This window comes from uncultured Sphaerotilus sp., assembly GCF_963924895.1.
Taxonomy (GTDB): domain Bacteria; phylum Pseudomonadota; class Gammaproteobacteria; order Burkholderiales; family Burkholderiaceae_C; genus Sphaerotilus.
Genome location: NZ_CAWURG010000051.1, coordinates 52004 through 74008, shown reverse-complemented (window position 1 = coordinate 74008; position 22005 = coordinate 52004). Strand labels below are relative to the sequence as shown.

General features: G+C 68.6%; 24 protein-coding genes, 1 tRNA gene and 1 pseudogene. 14 read left to right on the top strand and 12 right to left on the bottom strand.

From position 1 onward, the window contains the following. The first annotated feature begins 21 nt into the window (after positions 1-21). The 3 genes and pseudogenes from AABN02_RS18515 to AABN02_RS18505 form a co-directional block, all read left to right on the top strand. Positions 22-300, top strand: coding sequence for a type II toxin-antitoxin system RelE/ParE family toxin (locus AABN02_RS18515; RefSeq protein ID WP_338416389.1), 279 nt, complete (start codon positions 22-24; stop codon positions 298-300). 16 nt (positions 301-316) lie between these two features. After that, positions 317-634, top strand: a complete 318-nt coding sequence (locus tag AABN02_RS18510; RefSeq protein ID WP_338416388.1) for a HigA family addiction module antitoxin — start codon at positions 317-319, stop codon at positions 632-634. Between the two features lie 185 nt (positions 635-819). After that, positions 820-1080 (top strand): annotated as a pseudogene (locus AABN02_RS18505) (type II toxin-antitoxin system HicB family antitoxin); the annotation flags it as partial. A 133-nt stretch (positions 1081-1213) separates the two neighbouring features. Here AABN02_RS18505 and AABN02_RS18500 read toward each other — a convergent pair. After that, positions 1214-2149 carry an IS5 family transposase gene (locus AABN02_RS18500; protein WP_338416387.1) on the bottom strand — a complete coding sequence of 312 codons (936 nt, stop codon included), beginning with the start codon at positions 2147-2149 and terminating at the stop codon, positions 1214-1216. A gap of 621 nt (positions 2150-2770) precedes the next feature. Between AABN02_RS18500 and AABN02_RS18495 the strand changes: the two genes are divergently transcribed. The 10 genes from AABN02_RS18495 (at position 2771) to AABN02_RS18450 (ending at position 10499) form a co-directional block, all read left to right on the top strand. Further along, the gene (locus AABN02_RS18495; RefSeq protein WP_338416386.1) at positions 2771-4078 is read left to right on the top strand and encodes an integrase family protein; all 1308 of its coding nucleotides are present in this window, start codon (positions 2771-2773) and stop codon (positions 4076-4078) included. Between the two features lie 97 nt (positions 4079-4175). Further along, positions 4176-4865, top strand: coding sequence for a hypothetical protein (locus AABN02_RS18490; RefSeq protein ID WP_338416385.1), 690 nt, complete (start codon positions 4176-4178; stop codon positions 4863-4865). 46 nt (positions 4866-4911) lie between these two features. After that, entirely contained in the window at positions 4912-5184 is a 273-nt protein-coding gene (locus AABN02_RS18485; protein WP_338416384.1) for a hypothetical protein, read from the top strand. Continuing rightward, positions 5181-5570, top strand: coding sequence for a hypothetical protein (locus AABN02_RS18480; RefSeq protein ID WP_338416383.1), 390 nt, complete (start codon positions 5181-5183; stop codon positions 5568-5570). Before AABN02_RS18485 ends, AABN02_RS18480 begins: the two co-directional genes overlap by 4 nt. Positions 5571-5667: 97 nt before the next feature. Then, positions 5668-5973 (top strand): hypothetical protein, encoded by a 306-nt coding sequence (locus tag AABN02_RS18475; RefSeq protein ID WP_338416382.1) that lies wholly within the window; start codon positions 5668-5670, stop codon positions 5971-5973. After that, on the top strand, positions 5973-7985 hold the full coding sequence (locus tag AABN02_RS18470) for an AAA family ATPase (RefSeq protein ID WP_338416381.1): 2013 nt from the start codon (positions 5973-5975) through the stop codon (positions 7983-7985). Before AABN02_RS18475 ends, AABN02_RS18470 begins: the two co-directional genes overlap by 1 nt. 196 nt (positions 7986-8181) lie before the next feature. Further along, a complete protein-coding gene (locus AABN02_RS18465) occupies positions 8182-8475 on the top strand; it encodes a hypothetical protein (protein WP_338416380.1) in 294 nt (97 codons plus the stop codon). Positions 8476-8646: 171 nt separating this feature from the next. Continuing rightward, positions 8647-9423 (top strand): hypothetical protein, encoded by a 777-nt coding sequence (locus AABN02_RS18460; RefSeq protein ID WP_338416379.1) that lies wholly within the window; start codon positions 8647-8649, stop codon positions 9421-9423. Positions 9424-9496: 73 nt separating this feature from the next. After that, positions 9497-10006, top strand: a complete 510-nt coding sequence (locus AABN02_RS18455; protein ID WP_338416378.1) for a siphovirus Gp157 family protein — start codon at positions 9497-9499, stop codon at positions 10004-10006. Position 10007: 1 nt separating this feature from the next. Next, positions 10008-10499 carry a hypothetical protein gene (locus AABN02_RS18450; RefSeq protein ID WP_338416377.1) on the top strand — a complete coding sequence of 164 codons (492 nt, stop codon included), beginning with the start codon at positions 10008-10010 and terminating at the stop codon, positions 10497-10499. A 427-nt stretch (positions 10500-10926) separates the two neighbouring features. Here AABN02_RS18450 and AABN02_RS18445 read toward each other — a convergent pair. From AABN02_RS18445 to AABN02_RS18410, 8 genes are all read right to left on the bottom strand, one after another. Next, positions 10927-11002: transfer RNA gene (locus AABN02_RS18445), tRNA-Thr, on the bottom strand. Between the two features lie 28 nt (positions 11003-11030). Then, complete coding sequence (locus AABN02_RS18440) at positions 11031-12059, bottom strand: class 1 fructose-bisphosphatase (protein WP_338416376.1); 1029 nt, start codon at positions 12057-12059, stop codon at positions 11031-11033. A gap of 80 nt (positions 12060-12139) precedes the next feature. Next, the gene (gene pepN, locus AABN02_RS18435; protein WP_338416375.1) at positions 12140-14794 is read right to left on the bottom strand and encodes an aminopeptidase N; all 2655 of its coding nucleotides are present in this window, start codon (positions 14792-14794) and stop codon (positions 12140-12142) included. Positions 14795-14831: 37 nt separating this feature from the next. Further along, complete coding sequence (locus AABN02_RS18430) at positions 14832-15494, bottom strand: HAD family phosphatase (RefSeq protein ID WP_338416374.1); 663 nt, start codon at positions 15492-15494, stop codon at positions 14832-14834. 19 nt (positions 15495-15513) lie between these two features. Further along, a protein-coding gene (prfB, locus tag AABN02_RS18425) for a peptide chain release factor 2 (RefSeq protein ID WP_338416373.1) occupies positions 15514-16618 on the bottom strand; the annotation gives its coding sequence in 2 pieces (ribosomal slippage) (positions 15514-16536 and positions 16538-16618; 1104 coding nt in all). Positions 16619-16685: 67 nt separating this feature from the next. Beyond that, entirely contained in the window at positions 16686-17675 is a 990-nt protein-coding gene (locus AABN02_RS18420) for an alpha/beta hydrolase (protein WP_338416372.1), read from the bottom strand. A 4-nt stretch (positions 17676-17679) separates the two neighbouring features. Then, positions 17680-18471 (bottom strand): 2OG-Fe dioxygenase family protein, encoded by a 792-nt coding sequence (locus tag AABN02_RS18415; protein ID WP_338416371.1) that lies wholly within the window; start codon positions 18469-18471, stop codon positions 17680-17682. 4 nt (positions 18472-18475) lie between these two features. Then, positions 18476-19363: a DMT family transporter gene (locus AABN02_RS18410; protein WP_338416370.1), complete on the bottom strand. Its 888-nt coding sequence runs from the start codon at positions 19361-19363 to the stop codon at positions 18476-18478. 48 nt (positions 19364-19411) lie between these two features. Between AABN02_RS18410 and AABN02_RS18405 the strand changes: the two genes are divergently transcribed. Then, on the top strand, positions 19412-20476 hold the full coding sequence (locus AABN02_RS18405; protein ID WP_338416369.1) for an aldo/keto reductase: 1065 nt from the start codon (positions 19412-19414) through the stop codon (positions 20474-20476). Positions 20477-20486: 10 nt separating this feature from the next. Here the strand turns inward: AABN02_RS18405 and AABN02_RS18400 are convergent, their stop codons facing one another. From AABN02_RS18400 to plsY, 3 genes are read right to left on the bottom strand one after another with little or no spacing between them, the layout of a single operon-like run. Next, entirely contained in the window at positions 20487-20876 is a 390-nt protein-coding gene (locus AABN02_RS18400; RefSeq protein WP_338416368.1) for a glutaredoxin family protein, read from the bottom strand. Between the two features lie 6 nt (positions 20877-20882). Continuing rightward, the gene (locus AABN02_RS18395) at positions 20883-21236 is read right to left on the bottom strand and encodes a RidA family protein (protein ID WP_338416367.1); all 354 of its coding nucleotides are present in this window, start codon (positions 21234-21236) and stop codon (positions 20883-20885) included. Between the two features lie 24 nt (positions 21237-21260). Next, positions 21261-21977 carry a glycerol-3-phosphate 1-O-acyltransferase PlsY gene (plsY, locus tag AABN02_RS18390; protein ID WP_338416366.1) on the bottom strand — a complete coding sequence of 239 codons (717 nt, stop codon included), beginning with the start codon at positions 21975-21977 and terminating at the stop codon, positions 21261-21263. Positions 21978-22005 lie beyond the last annotated feature (28 nt).

Genomic DNA, 22005 nt, shown 5'->3' with positions numbered 1-22005 from the left:
CGCCACGGACTACAATCAACCATGATTCAGAACTTCCGACACAAGGGGCTGAAGCTGTTCTTCGAGACGGGGAGCACTGCCGGGATTCGAGCCGAGCACGCCGCGAAGCTGGGGGCCATGCTGCGCCGCCTGAACGTGGTGACTGACGCGCAGGCCATGAACCTTCCCGGCTGGAAGTTGCACCCGTTGAAGGGTTCACGGTCGGGCCACTGGTCCGTGTGGGTGTCGGGGAACTGGCGCCTGACGTTCACTTTCGTAGGCGTGAACGCCGAACTGGTTGATTACCAGGACTACCACTGACGTAAAGGAGCCTCACATGGCACGCATGTTCAACCCCCCGCACCCTGGCCTGACGCTGCGCGATGATGTGTTGCCCGCGCTGGGGCTGAACGTCACCCAGGCTGCGCAACAGCTCGGCGTGAACCGCGTCACCCTGTCTCGGGTGCTGAACGGTCACGCGGCGATTTCGCCCGAGATGGCGTTTCGCATTGAGGCATGGCTGGGCAAGGAGCGAGGCGGAGACGCCCGGGTGTGGCTGGCGGAACAGCTCGCCTATGACACTTGGCAGGCCGAGCAGCGCCTGAAGGTCACGCCGCTGAACGTGCAGCGGGCACCGGCTGAACTGGCCGCCTGAGCGCCATGTCCACCAGCCCGACCATGAGGCGCCTGCACCGCGCCCTGTCGCGTGGTGATGCTGCCGGCACCGTGGCTGCCACGGTCGAGTTGGCGCACGAGCATGGCGTCCCGGTGACCCTGACGCCCGACGGCGACCTGCTGGCGCGGGATTTCTCACGCATCCTCAAGGCTGCCGGGCAGCGTATGAGCGTCGAGGTCGCGCCCTATCCAGCCGCCATCGAGCCCGGCACCGAAACGACCGCATGGGGTGTCGTGGTGCCCGACCTCCCGGGCTGCTTCTCTGCGGGCGACACGCTGGCGGATGCGCTTGACCAGGCTGCCGAGGCCGTGAGCGCGTGGTGCCATGCCGCACGCCTGGGTGGGCGCCCGGTGCCTTTGCCTTCGACCGTCGAAGCCTTGCGCGCTGCGCATCCCGAGTTCCACGGCTGGCGCTGGGAACTGGTGTCCGCCGCCTGATTTCCCGCCACGGATCAGGCCTGCGTCGAAATTTATCACTTGGACTGCTTTGTACTGTCCCGGCGGACGGCTTTGTTGCACAACCCAGCCGAGGCCGAGTTTCCCCTGACCCCAGACGGAGTTACGCCATAGGCCCCGTCACCGGGGTGCCCAGGTGGGTGAAGCGATTCAGCACCGCAGCCCGCACCTGCAACTCCACCACCTGACGCTCGAAGGTGCGCGCCATCGCCCGCTCACCCAGCAGCTTGAAGCACCGCATCTTCGTCTCCACCAGCGAGCGCCGGTGGTAGCCGCTCCACTGCTTCCAGATCGCCCGGCCCAGCCGGTTTGTCGCTCGCAGCGTCTCGTTGCGTGCCGCCGCTCCCGGTCGCTTGGCCTTCCACGGCTGGGCGTTCTTGCGCGTCGGAATCACCGCCTCGGCCCCTCGCCCGGCAATGGCCTCGTGGCAGCCCTGCGTGTCATACGCACCGCCCCCGCCGACCGACAGCACCACCTCCTCGGCCGGAATCTGTCCCAGCAGCTCCGGCAGCATCGGCGCGTCCCCCACGCCGTTGTCCGTCACCTCGATCGCCCGGATCTCCAGCGTTTCGGCGTCGATCCCCAGGTGGACCTTGCGCCACTGCCGCCGATATTCCGCCCCGTGCTTCTTGGTCTTCCATTCGCCCTCGCCCAGCATCTTGATCCCGGTCGAGTCCACCAGCAGGTGTAGTCCGCCTCGGCTCGGCCGGGCCGTGATCTCCACCGTCAGACGCTTCTCGCGCCGGCTCATCGTGCTGTAGTCCGGTGCCTGCCAGTCCAGCCCCGACAGCTCCAGCACGCTCTGCACGAACCCCTGCGTCTGGCGCAGCGCCAGTCCGAACAGCACCTTCATCGTCAGGCAGCACTGCACCGCCGCGTCGCTGTACGTCGCCGGCCGCCCCGGCTTGCCGCTGACCGGCGCGGCCTGCCACGCCATGTCCCGGTCCAGCCACATCGTCAGCGATCCCCTGGCTCTCAGCGCCTTCGTGTAGGGCGACCAGTTCTTCGTCGTGTACTTCTTCTTGGCCGGCTTGCTCATCCCGTCAGCCTACTTCACCGCTCGGCCATCGGCTGTCAGGGTGGGTTGTGCAACAAAGCCCTTTCCACTCTTTACGCGCCTGACGTTGAGGCGCGTGGACGCAAATCGTCCGGCTACTCGTCGCGTGGTTCGTCGTCTGGGGGTGGCTCGTCGTCCGACAGTGGCTCCTGTACTTGCTCCAGTGGATCAACATGCACAGGTCCGCGCGGCGGGACGTACTGCTATACATCCGGAGGCCGGAAGCGCTATATCTGATGGCGCTCAATGGTCCGGGCCGGCACTGGTGACGTGGTGGAAGTGCCACGCCGACCGGCTACGGGTGCACCGTGGCTACGATGTGGCTACGGAAGACCCACAAAGCACAACGGGTCAGCACCTTGTGAGTGCTAACCCGTTGATTTCATTGGTGCCGGAGAAAGGAGTCGAACCCTCGACCTTCTCATTACGAATGAGCACAAGTACGTATTTCGGGGTGTTGTTGCGTGTTGATGTGAGAGGCTGATTCCTTGTGAATCAAGCACTTACGCTGCCTACGGTGTTGATGCGTGTTCATCTGTATAGCTAGAATGGTCTTACACCAGCCCTTACACGGACTGGACCACGCAAGACGAGAAGCACCAGATGGCAAGAATCAAGCTCACCGCCGGCCGAGTCGCCGCGTTCACATCCCAGGGGAAGGGGCAGGCGTTCCTATGGGATGACGCCGCGCCCGGTCTGGCGCTGCGGGCGACTGCATCGGGGTCGAAGGCGCTCATCTTCCAGACCGAATACGCCGGGAAGACCCTGCGCCTGACCATCGGCGCCCCGGAGTCGTGGAGCATCCCCGAGGCCCGCACCGAGGCCCGCCGGCTACAGATGCTGGTGGACAAGGGCGCCGACCCCCGTGCAGAGAAGGCCGCCACCATCGCCCAGGCGCAAGCCGACCGCGAAGCCGCTGCCGTGGTGCGCGCCCGCGATTCCGTGACGGTGGGCGAGGCGTGGGCGGTCTACCTCGAAGCGCGCCGCTCGAAGTGGTCCCCCCGGTCCTACCTGAATCACACCCGCATGGCCGCGCCCGGTGGCGAGCAGCGCCAGCGAGGGGCAGGGAAGACCGTAGCCGCCCCGCTGGCCGCGCTGCTGCCCCTGCGCCTGTCCGAGCTGAATGCCGACGTGCTGGCCGCGTGGCTTGACCGCGAAGCCGCCGAACGTCCCACCGCTGCATCGTCTGCCTTCCGGCTGGTGCGTGGCTTCATCCGCTGGGCTGGCGAGCGTCCCGAGTACCGCGACCTCATCGCCCCGGACGCCTACCGCTCGAAGGCGGTCAGCGAAGCCGTGCCGCCGTCGAAGGCGAGGGAAGGGGATTGCCTGCAACGTGAACAGCTCCCCCTGTGGTTCGATGCCGTGCGCAAGCTGGCGAACCCGGTTCACGCCGCCTACCTGCAAGCCGCCATCCTGACCGGCGCCCGCCGCGAAGAGCTGGCCGGGATGCGCTGGGAGGACGTTGATTTCCGCTGGTGCTCCCTGAGCATCGCCGACAAGGTGGAGGGCGCCCGCGTCATCCCGCTGACGCCCTACGTGTCGCGCCTGCTGGCCGCGCTGCCCAGGCGGAACGAATGGGTGTTCAGCAGTCCGACCGCCGCCGATGGCCGGCTGAAGGAACCACGCACGGGGCATGAGCGCGCCCTGGCCGCTGCTGGCCTGCCGCACCTGTCGATTCATGGCCTGCGCCGCAGTTTCGGGACGCTGTGCGAGTGGGTCGAGATGCCTGCCGGTGTCGTGGCGCAGATCCAAGGGCACAAGCCGAGCGCCACGGCAGAGAAGCACTACCGCCGCCGACCGCTGGACCTGCTGCGCATGTGGCACACCCGCGCCGAGGCGTGGATGCTCGAACAGGCCGGCATCGAACAACCCAGCGCCAGCGAAGAACCCGCCCGCCTGCGCGCTGTCTGAGTTTCCGCCACGGCTAGGCCCGCGAACCGAAGAGCGGGCTTCCTCACCCGCCTGCCGTGGCACCCCTTCACCGAGGCTGCGCAGAGGTGCGCACGACATGAACGACCACGAAACCACCGATGCGGCGTATCAGCGACTGCTTGACATCGCCAGAGCGCGACTGAAGAACCATCCCGACCTTCTGCGCAGTTTCGAGCATGAGCACGCGATGCACCGCGTTTGCGGCTTCGGAACGCTGTGGGCTGCGACGGAAAGCCCGTCGATGCTGGCCCCAGACGCTCGGCTGTGCCGCATCGTTGACGAGTGGGCGCAAGCCTGGAGGCAACCGTTGGCAGCGGGCAGGCCGATACGCGTGCAACCGCTCGATGCCCGTCCCGAGCAGACCGCCTGCCCCGCACCCAGCGCCAGCGCGCCACCGACCGCCGACACACCAGCGCCAGCACCAAGCGCCAGCGCGCCCGCTGTGGCCCTTCCTGAGCCCGTGGCGGCCCCTGCTGAAGCGGCGCAGGTGCTGGAGGCTGCCCGCCCGCCGACCGTGCAACAGGCGATTGCCCCATACCTCGCAAAGCTCATGCAAGAGCGCCGCGACCACACCGCCGACACCCTGTATCAGCGGATGAGGCGAGACGCTGGGGGCGACGATTCCCCGTTCTCCCGGTTGACTCAAGGCGGTGAGCTGTTTTGCGTAGAGTCGGGCAAGTCCTGCGGCATCGCGACGGTTCGCGCTGCATTGACCGCCTACCGAAAGCGACGGAGTTCTACGGTAGAGGCGCCGTCGAATCCATAGAACCGGTAGAGCAACAAATACGCATCGTCAACACAGAAAGACGACGATGCAAACCGAAGCACTCATTAATAAGCGACTTGGACGCAAGCCCCGCGACAAGTCGGCACCCCGGACCTTCACGCCGCTGGCGCTGGAAACCCGGACCCACATCACGACCGCTGAGGCCGCGCACCACCTGAACCTGTCCGAGCAGACCCTGCGCACTTGGGCCTGTTTCGAGACCGGTGCAATCCGCCCGCACCGCATCCCCGGTGTCAACGCGCTGCAATGGCCCGTTGTCGAGATCCGCCGCGCGCTGGGTCTGGAGGTGGTGCAATGAAAAACGCCCACCCCGTCCCGAAGGACAAGGCAGGCGCACCCGGCAAGGGCGCCGCAATTCTCGCAGAAGAACAGGCCGACCTGTTCGGCGCAGCACCAGAGGCACCGCGCACCCTGCCGGCGCCCGGCACCCAGGCCCGCCGCGTGCTGGCGCTGCTGGCGACTGGCGAGACGCCGGACCATGCCGACTGGTACGCGCTGTCCGGTTCGTGGCGACTGGCCGCCCACGTTGACGACCTGCGCAAGCTCCACGGCTGGCCGGTGCAGACCCGCGACGTGCTGGCCGCCACCGAAGCCCACCCCGGCCGCACCATCGCTCGGTACTGGCTGCCCGCTGACGATGTGATGCGTGCCCGCGTGGCCCTGCGCGCTGGGGGTGCCTCGTGAGCCGCTACGCCCTCAACATCCTGCAGCGGCTGGCCGTTGCCGTCATCGCCGCCCTGCCGGTGGTTCTCCCCGCCTGCACGGTCATCGGGAGCGGAACGTGAACCCCGCCGTCCTGTACCTCACCAAGACCGGCCGCCCGGTGAAGATCCGCCGCGAGTCGCAGACGCTGCCCGGTCATGTCATCGTGACCGAGAGCCGCGCCGACACCGTGGTGACGCAGTGCCTTCCGCTGGCAGAGCTGGTGCCGCTCACGCTCGCCGAGCTGCAGCACCGAGCCGCGCCGCGCGGCTGGGCAGTGGCGCAGACCGCAACCGGCTACAGCGCGATGCGCTGGGGCATGGTGCGCGAGCTGCCCGACCTGTGCGCCGCTGCGCTGTTCCTGGCTGCTGCGGGGGTGCGCTGATGACCGCGCGCCGCGACTACACCGCCGCCGACGCCATCGACGCGCTGCAGCACTGCAACCCCGGCGCCGACCGCCGCCAGTGGGTGCGCACCATGGCCGCCGCGAAGGATGCGGGCCTGTCGTTCGATGATGTGCTGACCTGGAGCGCCACCGCTGCGAACTTCAAGGGAGAACGCGACGTTGCCGCCGCATGGCGCAGCATCAAGCCGGACGGCATCAAGGCCGGCACGCTCTACCACGAGGCCCGCGCCGCCGGCTGGAAGCCGCGCCAAGCCGGTGACGAGCCGCGCCCGGTGCATCGGACGCCAGCGCCAGCGAAGCGCGCCGTAGCACCTGCACGGCCGCCGCGCTGGTCCGCCGCTGATGTGTGGGCGTCCGGCGAGCCGGCGACCGCCGCGCACCCCTACGTCCTCCGCAAGGCCGGCGACCCCGAGGGCCTGCGCATCTGCACCCAGCCCGTGCGCATCGGTGGTGTCGACATGGCCGGCGCTCTGTTGGTGCCAGTGCACGCGCTGGCCGGTGAGCTGGTGAGCCTGCAGTGCATCCCCGCCGATGGCCCGAAGATGAACCTTCCCGGTCATCCAATGGCGGGCGTTCACATCGTCGGCGACCTGGACGCAGACGGCACCGCCTACCTGTGCGAGGGCATCGGGCAGGCTTGGGCCTGCTGGCAGGCGACCGGCTGCGCCGCCGTGGTGGCGTTCGGCTGGGGCCGAGTGCGCGCAGTGGCTGGTGAGCTGCTGGCGCTGCATCCCGGTCTGTCCATGGTGCTGGTGCCCGACGCTGGCAAGGAAGCCGACGCCCAGGCCATCGCCGAGGATGTGGGATGCCAGTGGGTGCAGATGCCCGCCGACGCCCCCGCGAACTTCGACGCCAACGACTACGCCGCCGAGCATGGCGCCGACATGCTGGCCGAACTGCTGGAAGCTGCGCAGGCGCCCGCCACGGCAGACCACGAGGCCGAGGATGGTGCAGAGGACGACGCCCAGGCGCCGCGCTTTCGCATCCTGCACCCCGCCGACCTGCGCGAGCTTCCGCCGCTGCGCTGGCGCGTCAAGGGCGTGCTGCCTGCTGTGGGGCTGGCCGCCATCTTCGGGCCGAGTGCTTCGGGGAAGTCCTTCCTGGCGTTCGACCTGGCCGCCGCCATCGCCGAGGGCCGCGAGTGGTTCGGCTACCGCGTCAAGGCCGCCCCGGTGCTGTATCTGCCGCTCGAAGGCGAGGCAGGCTTTCGACTGCGCGCCGATGCATGGGAGGCCGAACACGGCCGCGCGCTGGCCGATGGCGTGCTGCTGACGATGGACCCGTTCAAGCTCACCGCCGCCGCCGACGTGCTGGCGCTGGCCGCCGCCGCCGAGCCCATCGGAGCCGAGCCGGTCATCATCGTGGACACCCTGAACCGCGCCGCACCAGAGGCAGACGAGAACAGCAGCGCCGACATGGGCCGCATCATCGAAGGTGCGAAGAACCTGCAGCGCCTCACGGGTGGGCTGGTCATCCTGGTGCACCACACGGGCAAGGATTCCAGCCGAGGGCTTCGGGGTCACTCTTCCCTGTTCGCCGCTCTGGACGGGACCATTGAAGTGACCCGCGACGACGACCGCCGACAGTGGCGCGTGTCCAAGTCGAAGGACGGCGAGGACGGGGGCGGCCATGCCTTCAAGCTGCATGTGCATGAGCTGGGCGAGGACGACGACGGCGACCCGCTCACGAGCTGCGCCATCCGCCCGGACACCAGCGCCAGCGAGGAACGCCGGCCGCAACCGCCACGCGGGCCGAATCAGCGTGTCGTCTACGACGCGTTGCTCCCGCTGTTCAGGGCTGGGACCCACCACGGCAGAGCCGGTGCACCACCACTGCGGGCCTGCATCGAACTGGAGGCCGGTGTCACTGCTGGCGCTGGGGTCCTGACCTGCGAGGAAAGCCGACGCCGAGAGCGTGCACGCGAAGCCCTCACGAAGCTGATTGCTGGCCGGCACCTGTGCCACCGAGACGACTGGCTATGGCTTCCCTGACCCCTGCATTTGGCCCCGCGCGCCCCTGCAGTTCCCGCCCCCTATAGGGGGCGCGGGAATCGCAGGTTGTTTTGGCGCAACCCGCGAACCCCGCGCGGGGAACTGCGGGAATTGCGGGTTGTTTTTTTACATCAATCGTTGCCAGAAGGCGACAAGAGAAATCCCCCCTTTGATCCCCCCTGGAGCTGACCCCGACATGAAACCGAACCTGACCATCATCCCCGCCCACCCCGGCACGCGCATCCTTCTGGCCGATGCCGACGCCCGCGACTTCTGCGAGGTGCCCGTCATCGCCTGGAGCATCACACCGCCCCGTGACGGGCACGCCGCCAGCGTCCAGCCCGTCACCCTGGCCGGCGATGCCGTCGAGCTTGACGCGCATGCATGGGCGGTCCAACACCCTCACGGTGCTGTCGAGATCCCCAGCTGCTGCGGCTACCAAAGCGCGGCCGCATGGCTGGCAGACCTGCGGGAGCAGGCCTATGTCTGAGCTGCTGCAAGACCTTCGCGCCGCGCTGCTGGCCGGCCTGACCGAGTGGCACCGCTGCCGGTGGCTGCGCCGACACGGCAACCCCGACCGCTGCCCCTTCTGAGCAGCACCCGCACCAACACACCACCACGGCCGCGCCTCGGGCCTTTTCTGGGGCAGGAGAACTACACCATGTCTTTCGTTGTCGCTGACACCAGCACCACCCATCGCCCCGTTTCCGCAGGCGTCTACGCCGCGCGCTGCTACAGATTGCTCGACCTCGGCGTCCAGCAACAAGAATTCGAGGGCGAGCTGAAGCTTGTGCCCAAGCTGCGCGTCGAGTTCGAGTTGCACGGCGAGGACGACGACGGCCAGCCCCTCACCCGCGACGACGGCCAGCCCATGACCATCGGCATGGAGCTGACCGCATCCCTCGGCAAGAAGGCGAAGTTGCGCGCGCACCTGGAGAGCTGGCGCGGTCGCCCGTTCACGCCCGAAGAGCTGAAGGGGTTCGACGTTTCCAAGCTGGTCGGCGCCTATGGCCTGGTCAACGTCACGCACCGCACCAGTAGTGCCGGCAAGACCTACGCCAGCGTTTCCAGCCTCAGCCCGCTGCCTGCTGCGATGCGCGCCACGAAGCCGGCGCCGATCCTGCCGAACTGCATCCTTGACCTGGACGACTTCGATAGCGCGGTGTTCGAGGCCCTGCCCGCGTGGCTTCAGGCGCAGATCGACGAGAGCGTGGAGCGCCGCCGCCTGCTGCAAGGCCCTGCACCCACCCCGGCCCCGGCACCCACCCAGGCGCCGACGCGCAACAGCTACGCCGACGCCAAGGCCGGCCGCGCTGTTCCTGGCGCTGCGCAGTCACCTGCGACGACCCCGGCCGCCCCGCCTGCGCAGGCGCCTGCACGGGCCGCCGCATCGAGCGGCACCGCGTTCGATGACCTTGACGACGACATCCCCTTCTGACCCGAGCCCGAGCACCACGAGTTCAACAACGCCGGCCGCCGTGCCGGCACATCCTCACCACGAGCACCACACAATGAGCAACACCCCGACCCTCTACACGCTGGCGACCGAGTACCGCGAAGCCGCCGACACGCTGGCAGACCTGGACCTTGACGCGCAGACCATCGCCGACACGCTCGAAGGCATGGCCGGCGACCTGGAAGCCAAAGCCGTGAACATCGCATCCCTGGTGCGCAACATGGAAGCGACCAGCGCCAGCATCAAGGAAGCCGAGCGCCAGATGAAGGCACGCCGCGAGGCACTGGACCGCCGCACCGAGCACCTGCGGGCCTTCCTGCTGGGTGCCATGCAGTACGCCGGAATCAAGCGCGTCACCTGCCCGTGGTTCACGCTGGCCGTGCGCGCCACGCCGGCCGCCGTCGAAGTCGAAGACGCCGCGCAGATCCCCGCCGACCTCATGCGCCAGCCCGAGCCGCCGCCGGCCGCGCCCGACAAGGTGGCGATTCGCGAGGCCCTGAAGGCTGGTCGCGCTGTTCCTGGTGCCCGTCTGGTGACTGGCGAGCGTCTGCACATCGGGGTCTGACATGGGTGCATCTGGAAACGTGAAGGGCAAGAGTGGTGAGCGCGAAGTCGCCGCGCTGCTGCGGGAGCTGATTGGCCTGGACGTGCGCCGCCGTGTCTCGCAGTACAGCCAAGACAGCGACCTAGTGGGCGTGCCGGGCTGGTCGGTCGAGGTGAAGCGCCACGCCCAGGTAGACCGGGCAGACCTGCGCAACTTCTGGGCTCAGGCTGTCCGTCAGGCCCGCGGTGCAGAGCTGCCCGTTCTGTTCGTGCGCCGTGACCGCGACTCGTGGCGCGCGGTGTGGCCGCTGGCCGCCGTGCTGGGCGTGCCGGTGGGCGACTGGCTGGACTACAGCCTGACATGCGAGAGCACACCCGAGGCATGGGCCGCAGTCTTCAGGGAGGTGGACGCCGCCCGCGTGCTGACCCCCGCTGGGGAATCGCGGGTCCTTTGCGGGGGTACCCCTGCGGGTAATTCGGCCCCCACTCTTTCTCTGTTCTGCGGCCAGTCATAGGGGGGTTGTAGCTTTAACGCCACACCAGAGCCGGGCACGACCTGACCGGCACCGCTCAAGGCCCGCCACCGCGCGGGCTTTGCCACGTCTGCGCGATGTCCTGAAACCCAAGGCGATTGCTGGCGCTGCCGGACGACGCGGTGCTGGCCGGCGGCGTGCTCGGCGAAGTCGCGTTTCGAGCGCGACTTACCCGCAAGGGTTCGATGCACTGCCAGCGGAGTTCTGGTAGCTCAATCTTGAGCCGCCAAATTGCACCCGCCTGACCACCTGGAGCCCGTGCGCTGGATGGCTCGGGCTGGCGCTGGGTGCCGTGGTGGATGCGCCACGCTGGCCGGGCATCGCTGGAAAGGTCTTACACCAGCACTTACACGGGCCGCCCAAAGCACAACGGGCTAGCACCTTGTGAGCGCTAACCCGTTGATTTCATTGGTGCCGGAGAGAGGAGTCGAACCCCCGACCTTCTCATTACGAATGAGCTGCTCTACCAACTGAGCTACACCGGCGAAAGAACGATATTGTAGCAGCGTTCTTTTATTCTTGGGAAGGGGTCTGGGCCGTTTCCAGGTGGTATTCCGTCACGCGCTGGACTTCGTTCTTCGAGCCCAGGATCACGCTGACACGCTCATGCAGCTTGGTCGGGCCCAGATCCATGATGCGCTGGTGGCCGTTGGTGGCCATGCCGCCGGCTTGCTCGACGAGGAAGGCCATCGGGTTGGCTTCGTACATCAGGCGCAGCTTGCCCGGCTTGGCCGGCTCGCGCTTGTCCCACGGATAGAGGAACACGCCGCCGCGGGTCAGGATGCGGTGCACGTCGGCGACCATCGAGGCCACCCAGCGCATGTTGAAGTCCTTGCCGCGCGGGCCTTCCTTGCCGGCCAGGCACTCGTCGATGTAGCGCTTCACGGGCTCGTCCCAGTGGCGCATGTTCGACATGTTGATCGCGAACTCCTTGGTGTCGGCCGGGATCTGCACGTTCTCGCTGGTCAGCACCCACGAGCCCGACTCGCGGTCGAGCGTGAACATCGCGACGCCGTCGCCCACCGTCAGCACCAGCGTGGTCTGCGGACCATAGACGCAGTAGCCGGCCGCGGCCTGGAACTTGCCCGGCTGCAGGAAGTCTTCTTCGCTCACGCCGCGGTTGTGGCCGACCTTGCGCAGCACCGAGAAGATGGTGCCGATCGAGACGTTCACGTCGATGTTGCTGGAGCCGTCGAGCGGGTCGAACAGCAGCATGTACTCGCCCTGCGGGTAGCGGTTCGGCACGACGTGGATGTCGTCCATTTCCTCCGACGCCATCGCCGCGAGGTGGCCGCCCCACTCGTTGGCCTCGATCAGCACCTCGTTGGAGATGATGTCGAGCTTCTTCTGGACTTCGCCCTGCACGTTCTCGCTGCCGGCCGTGCCGAGGACTTCGCCGAGCGCGCCCTTGTTGACGGCGATCGCGATGCGCTTGCAGGCGCGGGCCACCACTTCGATCAGCAGGCGGAGCTGGCCGGGGATGTGGCCGTGCTCGCGCTGCTGCTCGACGAGGTACTGGGTAAGGCTGATGCGTTTGGTCATGAAGCTGTGCCGGCCTGGTAGCCGGATCGGGAGTTACAAGAGAGTTTCAGGGACTGTCCCGATCCTAACTTCTCCAGATTTCAGTCAGCCAACGCGCGCGTGACGATTTCGCGCGTATCGCCGGACAAGTCCGTCTTCGCGGCAATCCGTCCGATCGCCGCACGTGCGTGGCTGCGGAACGGCTCGGCCAGCGCACGCCAGCGGTCGAGCGCCCTGGCCATGCGCGAGGCCAGCTGCGGGTTGAAACCGTCCACTTCCTGCACCTTGTCGGCCCAGAAGGTGTAGCCGGCGGCGTCGGCACGGTGGAAGGCGCCCGGGTTGAGCTGCGTCATCGTCAGCAGCAGGCTGCGCGCGCGGTTGGGGTTGCGCAGCGAGTAGTCGGGGTGGCGGGACAGGGCCTGGATCTGCGCGAAGACCTGACCATCCTGTTCCGGCGCAGTGGCCTGCAGCGCGAACCACTTGTCGATGACGAGCGCTTCGCCGCTGAACATGGCGTGGAACCGCTCCAGCGCCGCACCCGCCAGCGACGAGCGGCCGTGGACCAGCGCGGTCAGTGCGCCGAGGCGGTCGGTCATGTTGCCGGCGTCCTTGAAGCGCTGCAGCGCCTTGCCCTGCCAGAGCGGCTCGCCATGGGCAACCCCATCGAGCACGAGCATGGTCAGCGCCAGATTGGCCAGCGCACGCCGGCCGCACGACACCGGATCGGGCCGGTAGCCGCCGGTCTGGCTGTGCTGCTCCCAGGCGGCGGCCCAGTCGGCGTGCAGGCTGCGGGCGAGTTGCGCGCGCATCGATTCGCGTGCGCTGTGGATCTTCTGCGGGTCGATCGGCTCGCCAGCTTCCGCCATGCGCTCGGCCAGATAGCCCTCGCTTGGCAGCGTCAGCACCAGTTCCTTGAACGCGGCGTCCAGCGCCGGGTCGGTCAGCACCGAGCGCAGGGCGGAGACAAACGCCTCGTCCAGCACCAGATCGCCGCCCTGGCATACCGCCGTGAGCAGCCGCTGCACCGCCAGCCGCTGACCGGCCTCCCAGCGGTTGAAGGCGTCGGTGTCGTGGCCCAGCAGCGTGAAGAGTTCGGCCTCGCTGGCGTCCCATTCCAGGATCACCGGCGCCGAGAAACCGCGCAGCAGCGACGGCACCGGCGCGGCGCTCAGGCCCTCGAAGGTCCACGTTTGCTCGGCGCTGTCGAGCACCAGCACACGGTCGGTGCCGGCGATCGGCTGGCCGGCCGTATCCAGCAGGCCCATGGCCACCGGGAGCACGTAGGGCAGCTTGAGCGGCTGTCCTGGCGTGGCGGGTGTGTGCTGGCGCAGCGTCAGCGTGTAGCGGCCCGCCTCGGCGTCGAAGCGGCCTTCGGCCTGCAGGCGCGGCGTGCCTGCCTGGGCGTACCAGCGCTTGAAGGTGTCCAGCCGCTCGGCCAGCGCGCTGCCCGGGTTGGCATCGGCGATGGCCTGCGCGAAGTCGTCGCAGGTCACGGCCTGGCCGTCGTGGCGGGCGAAGTACAGGTCCATGCCTTTGCGGAACCCGGCGCGGCCGACGAGCGTGGCCATCATGCGCACGACCTCGGCGCCCTTGTCGTAGACGGTGGCGGTGTAGAAGTTGTCGATCGCCTGGTACTGGTCGGGCCGCACCGGATGGGCCATCGGGCCGGCGTCTTCCGGGTACTGGCTCTGGCGCAGCTGGCGCACGTCCTCGATGCGCTTGACTGCGCGCGCCGAGGCCTCGCCGGCCATGTCCTGGCTGAACTCCTGGTCGCGGTAGACGGTCAGGCCTTCCTTCAGGCTCAACTGGAACCAGTCGCGGCAGGTGATGCGGTTGCCGGTCCAGTTGTGGAAGTATTCGTGGCCGACGACGCTCTCGACGTTGCCGAAATCGATGTCGGTGGCGGTGGCGGGGCTGGCCAGCACGAACTTCGTGTTGAAAATGTTCAGGCCCTTGTTTTCCATCGCGCCCATGTTGAAGTCGCTCACCGCGACGATCATGAATCGCTCCAGATCGAGCTTCAGCCCGAACCGCGCCTCGTCCCAGGCGATCGACGCGATCAGCGAGTTCATCGCGTGTTCGGTCTTGTCGAGGTCGCCGGCGCGCACATAGACCTGCAGCGTGTGGTCCTGGCCCGAGCGGGTGCGGATCTTCTGCTCGCGGCAGACGAGGTCGGCGGCCACCAGCGCGAACAGGTAGCTCGGCTTCGGGTGCGGGTCGCTCCAGACGGCGTAGTGGCGGCCCTTGGGCAACTCGCCCGATTCGACGAGGTTGCCGTTGGACAGCAGCATCGGGTAGCGCTTCGCGTCCGCGCGCAGCGTCACCTTGAAGACGGCCATCACGTCCGGCCGGTCGGCGAAGTAGGTGATGCGGCGGAAGCCTTGCGCCTCGCACTGGGTGAAGAAACCGCCCCCCGAGGTGTAGAGCCCCGAGAGCTGCGTGTTCTTGCCCGGCGCGCAGGTGTTGCGGATCTCCAGCGCGAAGGGCTCGGCGGGCAGCTTCTCCAGCACCAGCTGCCCATCGGCGAAGTGGAAGGACACGCTGTTGCCGTTGACCAGCACGCGGGTCAGCGTGATGTCCTCGCCGTCCAAGCGCAGCGGCTGGCCCGGGCGTTCGGCGTTCGGCTCGACCTGCATCCGGCTGATGACCAGCGTCTTGGCCGGCTCCAGCTCGAAGGTCAGGTCGACCGAGCGGATCCAGTGGCTCGGCGCGACATAGTCCTCGCGCCGTGTCAGGGTGACGGTACCTTCACGCATGGCTTGTCTCTCGAATCGTTGTGTCGCAGGCGGCTCGTTACAGCCGGTGGCCCAGACTGGGCGGCAAGGTGTAATCGGTGAAGTCGGCGATCGACTGGAGCACGTTGTCGTAGCCGGCGAAGGCTTCCGCCGGCAGCGTGGTGGTCAGCACGACCGCCGCCATGCCGCCGTTGCGCGCCGCCTCGATGCCCAGCGGCGCGTCCTCGAAGACGAGGCACTGCGCCGGCTCCACGCCCATGCGGCGCGCGGCTTCCAGGAAGATGTCCGGGTGTGGCTTGCCACGCAGGCCGTCGGCGGGGCTGGTGACCGTGTCGACCAGCGCGCCCAGCCCGAAGCGGGTAAAGGCGATGGCGATGTTCTCGGGCGGCGCGGCGGTGCAGATGGCGATCTTCAGCCCGCGGGCGCGGCCCTGCGCGATGACCTCGTGGGCGCCAGCGATCAGGGTCAGCTCGCGCTCGGCGATGGCGCGGTAGAGAGCTTCCTTGCGCGCGGCCATGGCCAGGCGCTCGGATTCGGCTCGCTCGGGAAAGAGGTCCAGGAGGATCTCGAGGTTGGTCCGTCCTGCGGTCGCGGCGAAGAAGCCGGTCTCGTCGTAGGGCAGCCCCATCTCGGCATGCCACAGCGCCCAGGAGCGCTCGTGCAGCGGCATGCTGTCGATCAGGGTGCCGTCCATGTCGAACAGGAGTGCGGCCAATGTCATCGAAATTCCCCCGGTCCTGTTACAGACCCTGTTTCAGGCTCGCCTCGATGAACGCATCCAGATCCCCATCCAGCACCTTCTGCGTCGCCGAGATTTCCACGTTGGTGCGCAGGTCCTTGATGCGGCTGTTGTCCAGCACGTAAGAGCGGATCTGGTGGCCCCAGCCGACGTCGGTCTTGGTGTCTTCCAGCTTCTGCTGCTCTTCCATGCGCTTGCGCATCTCGTGGTCGTACAGGCGCGAGCGCAGGCGCTTCCACGCCACGTCCCGGTTGCTGTGCTGGCTGCGGCCGTCCTGGCACTGCACGACGATGCCGGTCGGGATGTGCGTCAGCCGTACCGCCGAGTCGGTCTTGTTGATGTGCTGGCCGCCGGCGCCCGAGGCCCGGAAGGTGTCCGTGCGCACGTCCGACGGGTTGATGTCGATCTCGATCGAGTCATCGACTTCCGGGTAGACGAACAGCGAGGCGAAGCTGGTGTGTCGGCCGCCCGACGAGTCGAACGGCGACTTGCGGACCAGGCGGTGCACGCCGGTCTCGGTGCGCAGGTGGCCGAAGGCGTAGTCGCCTTCCACCTTGATGGTCGCGCTCTTGATGCCGGCGGTGTCGCCTTCGGTGATGTCCTCGACCGTGGCGGTGAAGCCCTTGCGCTCGGCGTACTTCAGGTACTGGCGCAGCAGCATCGAGGCCCAGTCGCAGGCTTCCGTGCCACCGGCGCCGGCCTGGATGTCGATGAAGCAGTTGAGCGGGTCGGCCGGGTTGTTGAACATCCGGCGGAATTCGAGCTTCTCGACGGTGTCGCGCAGGGCGGCGGCTTCGGTCTCGATGGTGGTCAGCGAGTCGAAGTCTTCCTCGTCCTTCGTCATCTCGAAGAGTTCGGTGTTGTCGGAAATCTGGCTGGTCAGGTGGTCGATCGTGCCGACGACGGTCTCCAGCGTGCGCTTTTCCTTGCCCAGTTCCTGGGCGCGCTTCGGGTCGTTCCACACCGCGGGGTTTTCCAGCGCGGCGTTGACTTCTTCCAGTCTCAGGCCTTTGCGTTCGTAGTCAAAGATACCCCCTTAGCGCGTTCGTGCGCTCGCTGAGGTCTGCCAGGGTGTTGCCAATGGCGTTGATGCGTTCGATGTCCATGGTCGCTCGATGTCCGGAAAGGCGCGATTTTGGCATGGACCCATCCCCATGGCCGGGGCGTCGCTGATCAGTGCGTGTAACCGGGTTCGCTGCCAAGGTGGCCCGCGATGAGGGCCGCGAGTGCGTCCGGCTGGTCGTGGTGCAGCATGTGGCCGCAGGGGCTCAGCAGGTGGCGCACGAGCCGCGGCACCACCGCCAGGCGTTCCTCGAAATCGGCCCGCGGATAGCGGTTGCCCCACCATTTGCTGACATCGGTCTGGTCGCCTTCGACCCACAGCACCGGGGCCGTGATGCGTGTCCAGCAGGCCAGCACCTCTTCCTTGCGGTAGAGGGCCGGGTTGACGTGCTTGTGCGCCGGGTCGCCCAGGATCTCCCAGCGACCGGCCGCGTTGCGCGCCGACCAGTGGGGCGCCAGCCAGTCGGCGAAGTCGGGGCGCAGCAGCGGGTTGTTCTTCATCAGCCGGGCGGCGACGGCGTCGAGGCTGGCGTAGTCACGCATCTCGGCGGGTTCGCGCAACTGGTCGAGCCACTGCGCGTAGCAGCGCGGGGCCTGGTCGGGCGTGCTCTGGGGCAGGCCGAAGCCTTCGAGGTTGACGAGCCGGCGGATGCGCTCCGGGCGGATGCCGGCGTACATCATCACGACGTTGCCGCCCATGCTGTGGCCGACCAGATCGATCTGCGGCATGGCCTGCAAACCGAGGCTGGGTGAAGCGAGCAGGGCGTCGAGGTCGCCGAGGTAGTCGGGGAACCAGTAGGTGTCGGTGCCGGGGGCGGCGGCGGTCTGGCCGAAGCCGCGCCAGTCCGGGGCGATGACGTAGCGCGGCGGGCCGCCCGCGTCGCCCAGCGCGTCGAGGGCGTCCACGACGAACTGGAACGACGCCCCCACGTCCATCCAGCCATGCACCAGCACCAGCGGCGGCGTCTCGGGCGTGACCATCGACGGGTCGCCCCAGGCCATCACGTGGTAGCGCAGACCACGGATGGGCACGAACAGCGAGCGCGCGGCGCGGCGCGGGATGTAGGGCGAGGGCAGCGTGGGAGTGGCGGGCGGCGTCATGCCCTCACTGTACGGGCCGCGGTGGATCCTGGAAGTCGCCGGCGCGATAGGTCAGCACCAGCGTGTCGCGCCAGCCGGCGGCGCCGTCCGGCTGGATCGGCGTGCTCTCGTGGACCACGCGTGGGTCGTCGAGCAGCAGCGCACTCCAGGGCTGGTCGAGCGTGAAACGCACGCCGTGCGGGCCGTCGGCCTGGAACACGCGCGTCTCGCCGCCGAGCACGCCCTCGCGTGCCACCAGCAGCACGGCGACGAAGTTGACGCCGTCGCGGTGTGCGCCTTCCGGAGTGGGCCGGCCGACGCCGCCAGTCGTGTCGATGCGGAAGGGGTGGGCCTCGATGAACCAGCGGCCGTCGAAGGGTGGCTCGCTGGGCGTGTCGTGCGCGGCGGCGGCGAAGACCTCGCCCAGGTGCTGCACGACGGCGAGGAAGGCGGGCGACGCAGCCATGGCCGGGGCGAGCGGCGCGAAGTCGCGCAACATGCCGCCGTGCAGGGCGTTGTAGGTGGTCGGCTGCCAGTGCGGGCGGTGCGGCACGGCGGCAAGCAGGCCGGCGCGGGTGTCCTGCACGAAGCTGCCGTGGCGGCGGCGGCGGTAGCGGCCACCGTCTTTCAGGTGCTGGTCGGGCGGCAGGTCGTGCCAGAACGGGTCGAGGCCGTGCAGCGCGTCGAGCGTGACACCGGCGGTCAATGCCAGCGCGTCCGGCGCCAGGCGCACGAAGCCCTGGGCGCGCAGGTGGTCGGCGGCCTGGGCGCGCTCGGGGCCGGTCAGCGCGTCGGGGTGGGGGAAGGTGGGGAGCATCCGGTCATTCTGCCTTGGACGTCGGGGGCTGCCATTGCGCCAGCACCATGGCCGCGCAGATCAGCAATGCCCCCAGCCAGCCGCGCAGGCCGAGCTGCTCGTTCAGCATCACCCAGCCGCCGAGCGCCGAGAACAGCCCCTCGCTGCTGTAGATCACCGCCGCGTGCGAGGCCACGGCGTCGCGCTGCGCGATGACCTGCAGCGTGTAGGCCACGCCGATCGACAGCGCGCCGCCCCAGGCGATCGCACCCCAGGCGTGCAGCAGACCGTCCAGGGTGATCGTCTCGCGCCCGAGCGCCACGGCCAGCGACAGCACGCCCGCCACGAGGTACTGCAGCACCGACAGCCGCAGCGGGTCGTGCCGCCGCGCCAGGTGCCCGACCAGCAGCATGTGCACCGCCCACATCAGCGCGCCGCCGAGCTGCAGCCAGTCGCCGGCTGCGATGGTGGCGTCGGCCTTCACGCTCAGCAGGTACATGCCGGCCGTGGCGATGGAGACGGCGGTCCAGGCCTGGCGCGACACGGTGGCCCCGCCCAGCCGCATCAGCACCGGCACCAGCACGACATACAAGCCCGTGATGAAGCCGGCATTGCTGACCGAGGTGCCCAGCAGCCCGACCTGCTGCAGGTTGATCGCGATGAAGAGCACGACGCCCAGCAGCGTCCCCGCGCCCAGCACGCCCGTGCTCGGGTGCAGCGGCACCGCCGCGAACGGCCCGCCGCGCCACCACCACAACGGTCCGACCAGCGCCGCGCCCAGCAGCATCCGGGCGGCGGTGTAGGTGAACGGCCCGACCGTCTCCATGCCCATCTGCTGCGCGACGAAGGTCGAGCCCCAGATGGCGGCGGTCAGGAGCATGAGGAGGTCGGTGCGCAGCGCGGATCGGTTCATCCCCCTAAGATAGCCGAACAATTCAGCCGCCCCCCGGAGACAACCCACATGCAATCCGTCACCCTCGGCCGCAGCGATCTGCGCGTCACCCCGATCTGCCTCGGCACCATGACCTTCGGCGAGCAGGTCGACGAGCCGACCTCGCACGCCATCCTCGACCGCGCGCTCGAACTTGGCATCGACTTCATCGACACCGCCGAGATGTACGCCGTGCCGCCGCGGCGCGAGACCTTCAACAAGACCGAAACCATCCTCGGCAACTGGTTCGCCAGCCGGCCGGAGGCGCGTCAGAAGGTGGTGCTCGCGACCAAGGTCGCCGGCCCGTCGCGCGGCATGCCGTGGATCCGTGGCGGCAGTGCAGACCTGACACCGGACGACATCGTCGCCGCCTGCGAGGGCAGCCTGCGCCGCCTGCAGACCGACGTCATCGACCTGTACCAGATCCACTGGCCGGTGCGCGCCGTGCCGGCCTTCGGCGGCACCTACTACGACCCGACCCGCCGCGACCAGCCCTGCAGCAGCATCGAGGCGCAACTCGAAGCGCTGCAGCGCCTGGTGCGCGACGGCAAGGTGCGCGCCGTCGGCCTGTCCAACGAGACGCCTTACGGCGTGTGCGAGTTCATCCACGCCGCCGAGCGCGCCGGCCTGCCGCGCGTCGCCACGGTGCAGAACGCCTACTGCCTCGTCAACCGCGTGCCCGACAACGGCCTGGACGAGGCGATGCACCGGCATGACGTGTCGCTGCTGGCCTACTCGCCGCTGGGCTTCGGGCTGCTGACGGGCAAGTACGACGCGAACGGGCTGCACGATCCGCAGCACCAGCCGGGCCGGCTGGCGATCTTCGACAGCATGAAGAAGCAGCGCTGGGCCCGTCCCGAAGCGCTCGAAGCAGCCCGCGCCTACAACGCGCTGGCCCGCGAGCATGGCCTCACGCCGACCCAGCTGGCGCTGGCCTTCTGCTACCGGCGCTGGTCGGTGGCCAGCACCATCATCGGCGTGACCAGCGTGGCGCAGCTCGAAGAGGACGTGGCGGCCTGGGACGTGCAACTCAGCCCCGAGCTGCTGGCGCAGATTGACGCGCTGCGCCGCCGCTACGGCGATCCGGCGATCTGACGCCGGAAGGTCAGCCGCCCAGCGCCGCCGTGACCCGCAGCGGGTCGAAGCCGAGCTGGCGCTGGCCGCGCACCAGCAGCGTCGGCGTGCCGGAGGCGCCGAGGCGCTTGTAGTCGGCCAGACAGGCGGTGTCCTTCTCGATCAGGCATTCCTCGAACGGGATGCGGTGTTCGGTCAGGTACTGCCGCGCCTTGGTGCAGAAGATGCAACTGACCGACGAGAGCATCCGGATGTCCCCCGGACGTGCCACGGCGCGCAGGGCATCGGCCTGGCCGTCGCGCACCTGGGTCTGCACGACCCGACCGAGGCCCCACGCGACCATGCCGACGAGCAGCACGGTGACGGCGCTGCTGCGGCCCAGGCGTTGCCACAGGGTGGGGGCGTTCGGCGACGTGGTCATGTCAGCTCATGCCACGGCGGCGGTGGCGACGATCTCGATCTTCCACTCCGGGCGGGCGAGGCGGGCCTGCACGGTGGCCCGCGGCGGGGCATGGCCGGGGGCGACCCAGGCATCCCAGACCGCGTTCATGCCGTCGAAGTCGGCCAGATCGGGCAGGAAAATCTGCACCATCAGCAGCCGGGACTTGTCGCTGCCGGCACGCGCCAGCAGGCGGTCGATCATGGCCAGCACCTGCGCGGTCTGGCCTCGGATGTCCTGGCTGGCGTCGTCCGGCACCTGACCGGCCAGATAGACCGTGCCGTGGTGGACGGCCATCTCGGAGAGGCGGTCGCCGACGTCGAAGCGTTGCAGGGTCGTCATGGTGGGCTCGGGAGGAAAACGGGGTCAGTGGGTCTGCTTGCGGTGTTGCCGCGTGCCACGCGGGGGCTTGCTCGCCGACTTGGCCGGGCGCGGCGTGGCGGTCTTGGTGACGTCGCTTGCGGGAGCGGCTGCCGCCTTCTGGCCGATGCGGTTTTCGGTGCCCTTCATCAGCTTGCTGATGTTGGCGCCGTGGCGCCACACCAGCAGCAGGCACATCACCACGATCGCCAGCGTCGCGGTGGACGGGCCCCAGACGACGGTCTGGATCACGGGCGCCGCCACCGCCGCGACCAGCGCCGCGAGCGAGGAATAGCGCGATCCATAGGCCACCAGCCCCCACACCGCCAGCGTCGCCAGCCCGAGCCAGACGTTGAATCCCAGCAGCACGCCAGCAGCCGTGGCGACCCCCTTGCCACCCACGAAACCGAAGAACACCGGCCACAGGTGACCCAGGAACGCCGCCAGTCCGACCAGCGCCGCGGTGCCTTCGCCCAGCCCGTAAGGGGCGCCGAACTGCTGGACCAGCAGCACGGGCACCAGCCCCTTGACCGCGTCGAACACCAGCGTGAGCACGGCCGCCTTCTTGTTGCCCGAGCGCAGCACGTTGGTGGCACCCGGGTTGCCCGAGCCGTAGCTGCGGGGGTCGTCCAGACCCATGGACTTGCTGATGATGACGGCGAACGAGAGCGAGCCGATGAGGTAGGCGGCCACGATGGCCGCCACGATCCAGAGCGTGGTCATGGGTTGTGCGCGAGAGAGCTGGGAGACA

Coding starts and splice junctions, on each gene's coding strand:
- AABN02_RS18515 (WP_338416389.1), top strand. CDS start 22: ATGATTCAGAACTTCCGACACAAGGGGCTGAAGCTGTTCTTCGAGACG.
- AABN02_RS18510 (WP_338416388.1), top strand. CDS start 317: ATGGCACGCATGTTCAACCCCCCGCACCCTGGCCTGACGCTGCGCGAT.
- AABN02_RS18500 (WP_338416387.1), bottom strand. CDS start 2,149: ATGAGCAAGCCGGCCAAGAAGAAGTACACGACGAAGAACTGGTCGCCC.
- AABN02_RS18495 (WP_338416386.1), top strand. CDS start 2,771: ATGGCAAGAATCAAGCTCACCGCCGGCCGAGTCGCCGCGTTCACATCC.
- AABN02_RS18490 (WP_338416385.1), top strand. CDS start 4,176: ATGAACGACCACGAAACCACCGATGCGGCGTATCAGCGACTGCTTGAC.
- AABN02_RS18485 (WP_338416384.1), top strand. CDS start 4,912: ATGCAAACCGAAGCACTCATTAATAAGCGACTTGGACGCAAGCCCCGC.
- AABN02_RS18480 (WP_338416383.1), top strand. CDS start 5,181: ATGAAAAACGCCCACCCCGTCCCGAAGGACAAGGCAGGCGCACCCGGC.
- AABN02_RS18470 (WP_338416381.1), top strand. CDS start 5,973: ATGACCGCGCGCCGCGACTACACCGCCGCCGACGCCATCGACGCGCTG.
- AABN02_RS18465 (WP_338416380.1), top strand. CDS start 8,182: ATGAAACCGAACCTGACCATCATCCCCGCCCACCCCGGCACGCGCATC.
- AABN02_RS18460 (WP_338416379.1), top strand. CDS start 8,647: ATGTCTTTCGTTGTCGCTGACACCAGCACCACCCATCGCCCCGTTTCC.
- AABN02_RS18455 (WP_338416378.1), top strand. CDS start 9,497: ATGAGCAACACCCCGACCCTCTACACGCTGGCGACCGAGTACCGCGAA.
- AABN02_RS18450 (WP_338416377.1), top strand. CDS start 10,008: ATGGGTGCATCTGGAAACGTGAAGGGCAAGAGTGGTGAGCGCGAAGTC.
- AABN02_RS18440 (WP_338416376.1), bottom strand. CDS start 12,059: ATGACCAAACGCATCAGCCTTACCCAGTACCTCGTCGAGCAGCAGCGC.
- pepN (WP_338416375.1), bottom strand. CDS start 14,794: ATGCGTGAAGGTACCGTCACCCTGACACGGCGCGAGGACTATGTCGCG.
- AABN02_RS18430 (WP_338416374.1), bottom strand. CDS start 15,494: ATGACATTGGCCGCACTCCTGTTCGACATGGACGGCACCCTGATCGAC.
- AABN02_RS18420 (WP_338416372.1), bottom strand. CDS start 17,675: ATGACGCCGCCCGCCACTCCCACGCTGCCCTCGCCCTACATCCCGCGC.
- AABN02_RS18415 (WP_338416371.1), bottom strand. CDS start 18,471: ATGCTCCCCACCTTCCCCCACCCCGACGCGCTGACCGGCCCCGAGCGC.
- AABN02_RS18410 (WP_338416370.1), bottom strand. CDS start 19,363: ATGAACCGATCCGCGCTGCGCACCGACCTCCTCATGCTCCTGACCGCC.
- AABN02_RS18405 (WP_338416369.1), top strand. CDS start 19,412: ATGCAATCCGTCACCCTCGGCCGCAGCGATCTGCGCGTCACCCCGATC.
- AABN02_RS18400 (WP_338416368.1), bottom strand. CDS start 20,876: ATGACCACGTCGCCGAACGCCCCCACCCTGTGGCAACGCCTGGGCCGC.
- AABN02_RS18395 (WP_338416367.1), bottom strand. CDS start 21,236: ATGACGACCCTGCAACGCTTCGACGTCGGCGACCGCCTCTCCGAGATG.
- plsY (WP_338416366.1), bottom strand. CDS start 21,977: ATGACCACGCTCTGGATCGTGGCGGCCATCGTGGCCGCCTACCTCATC.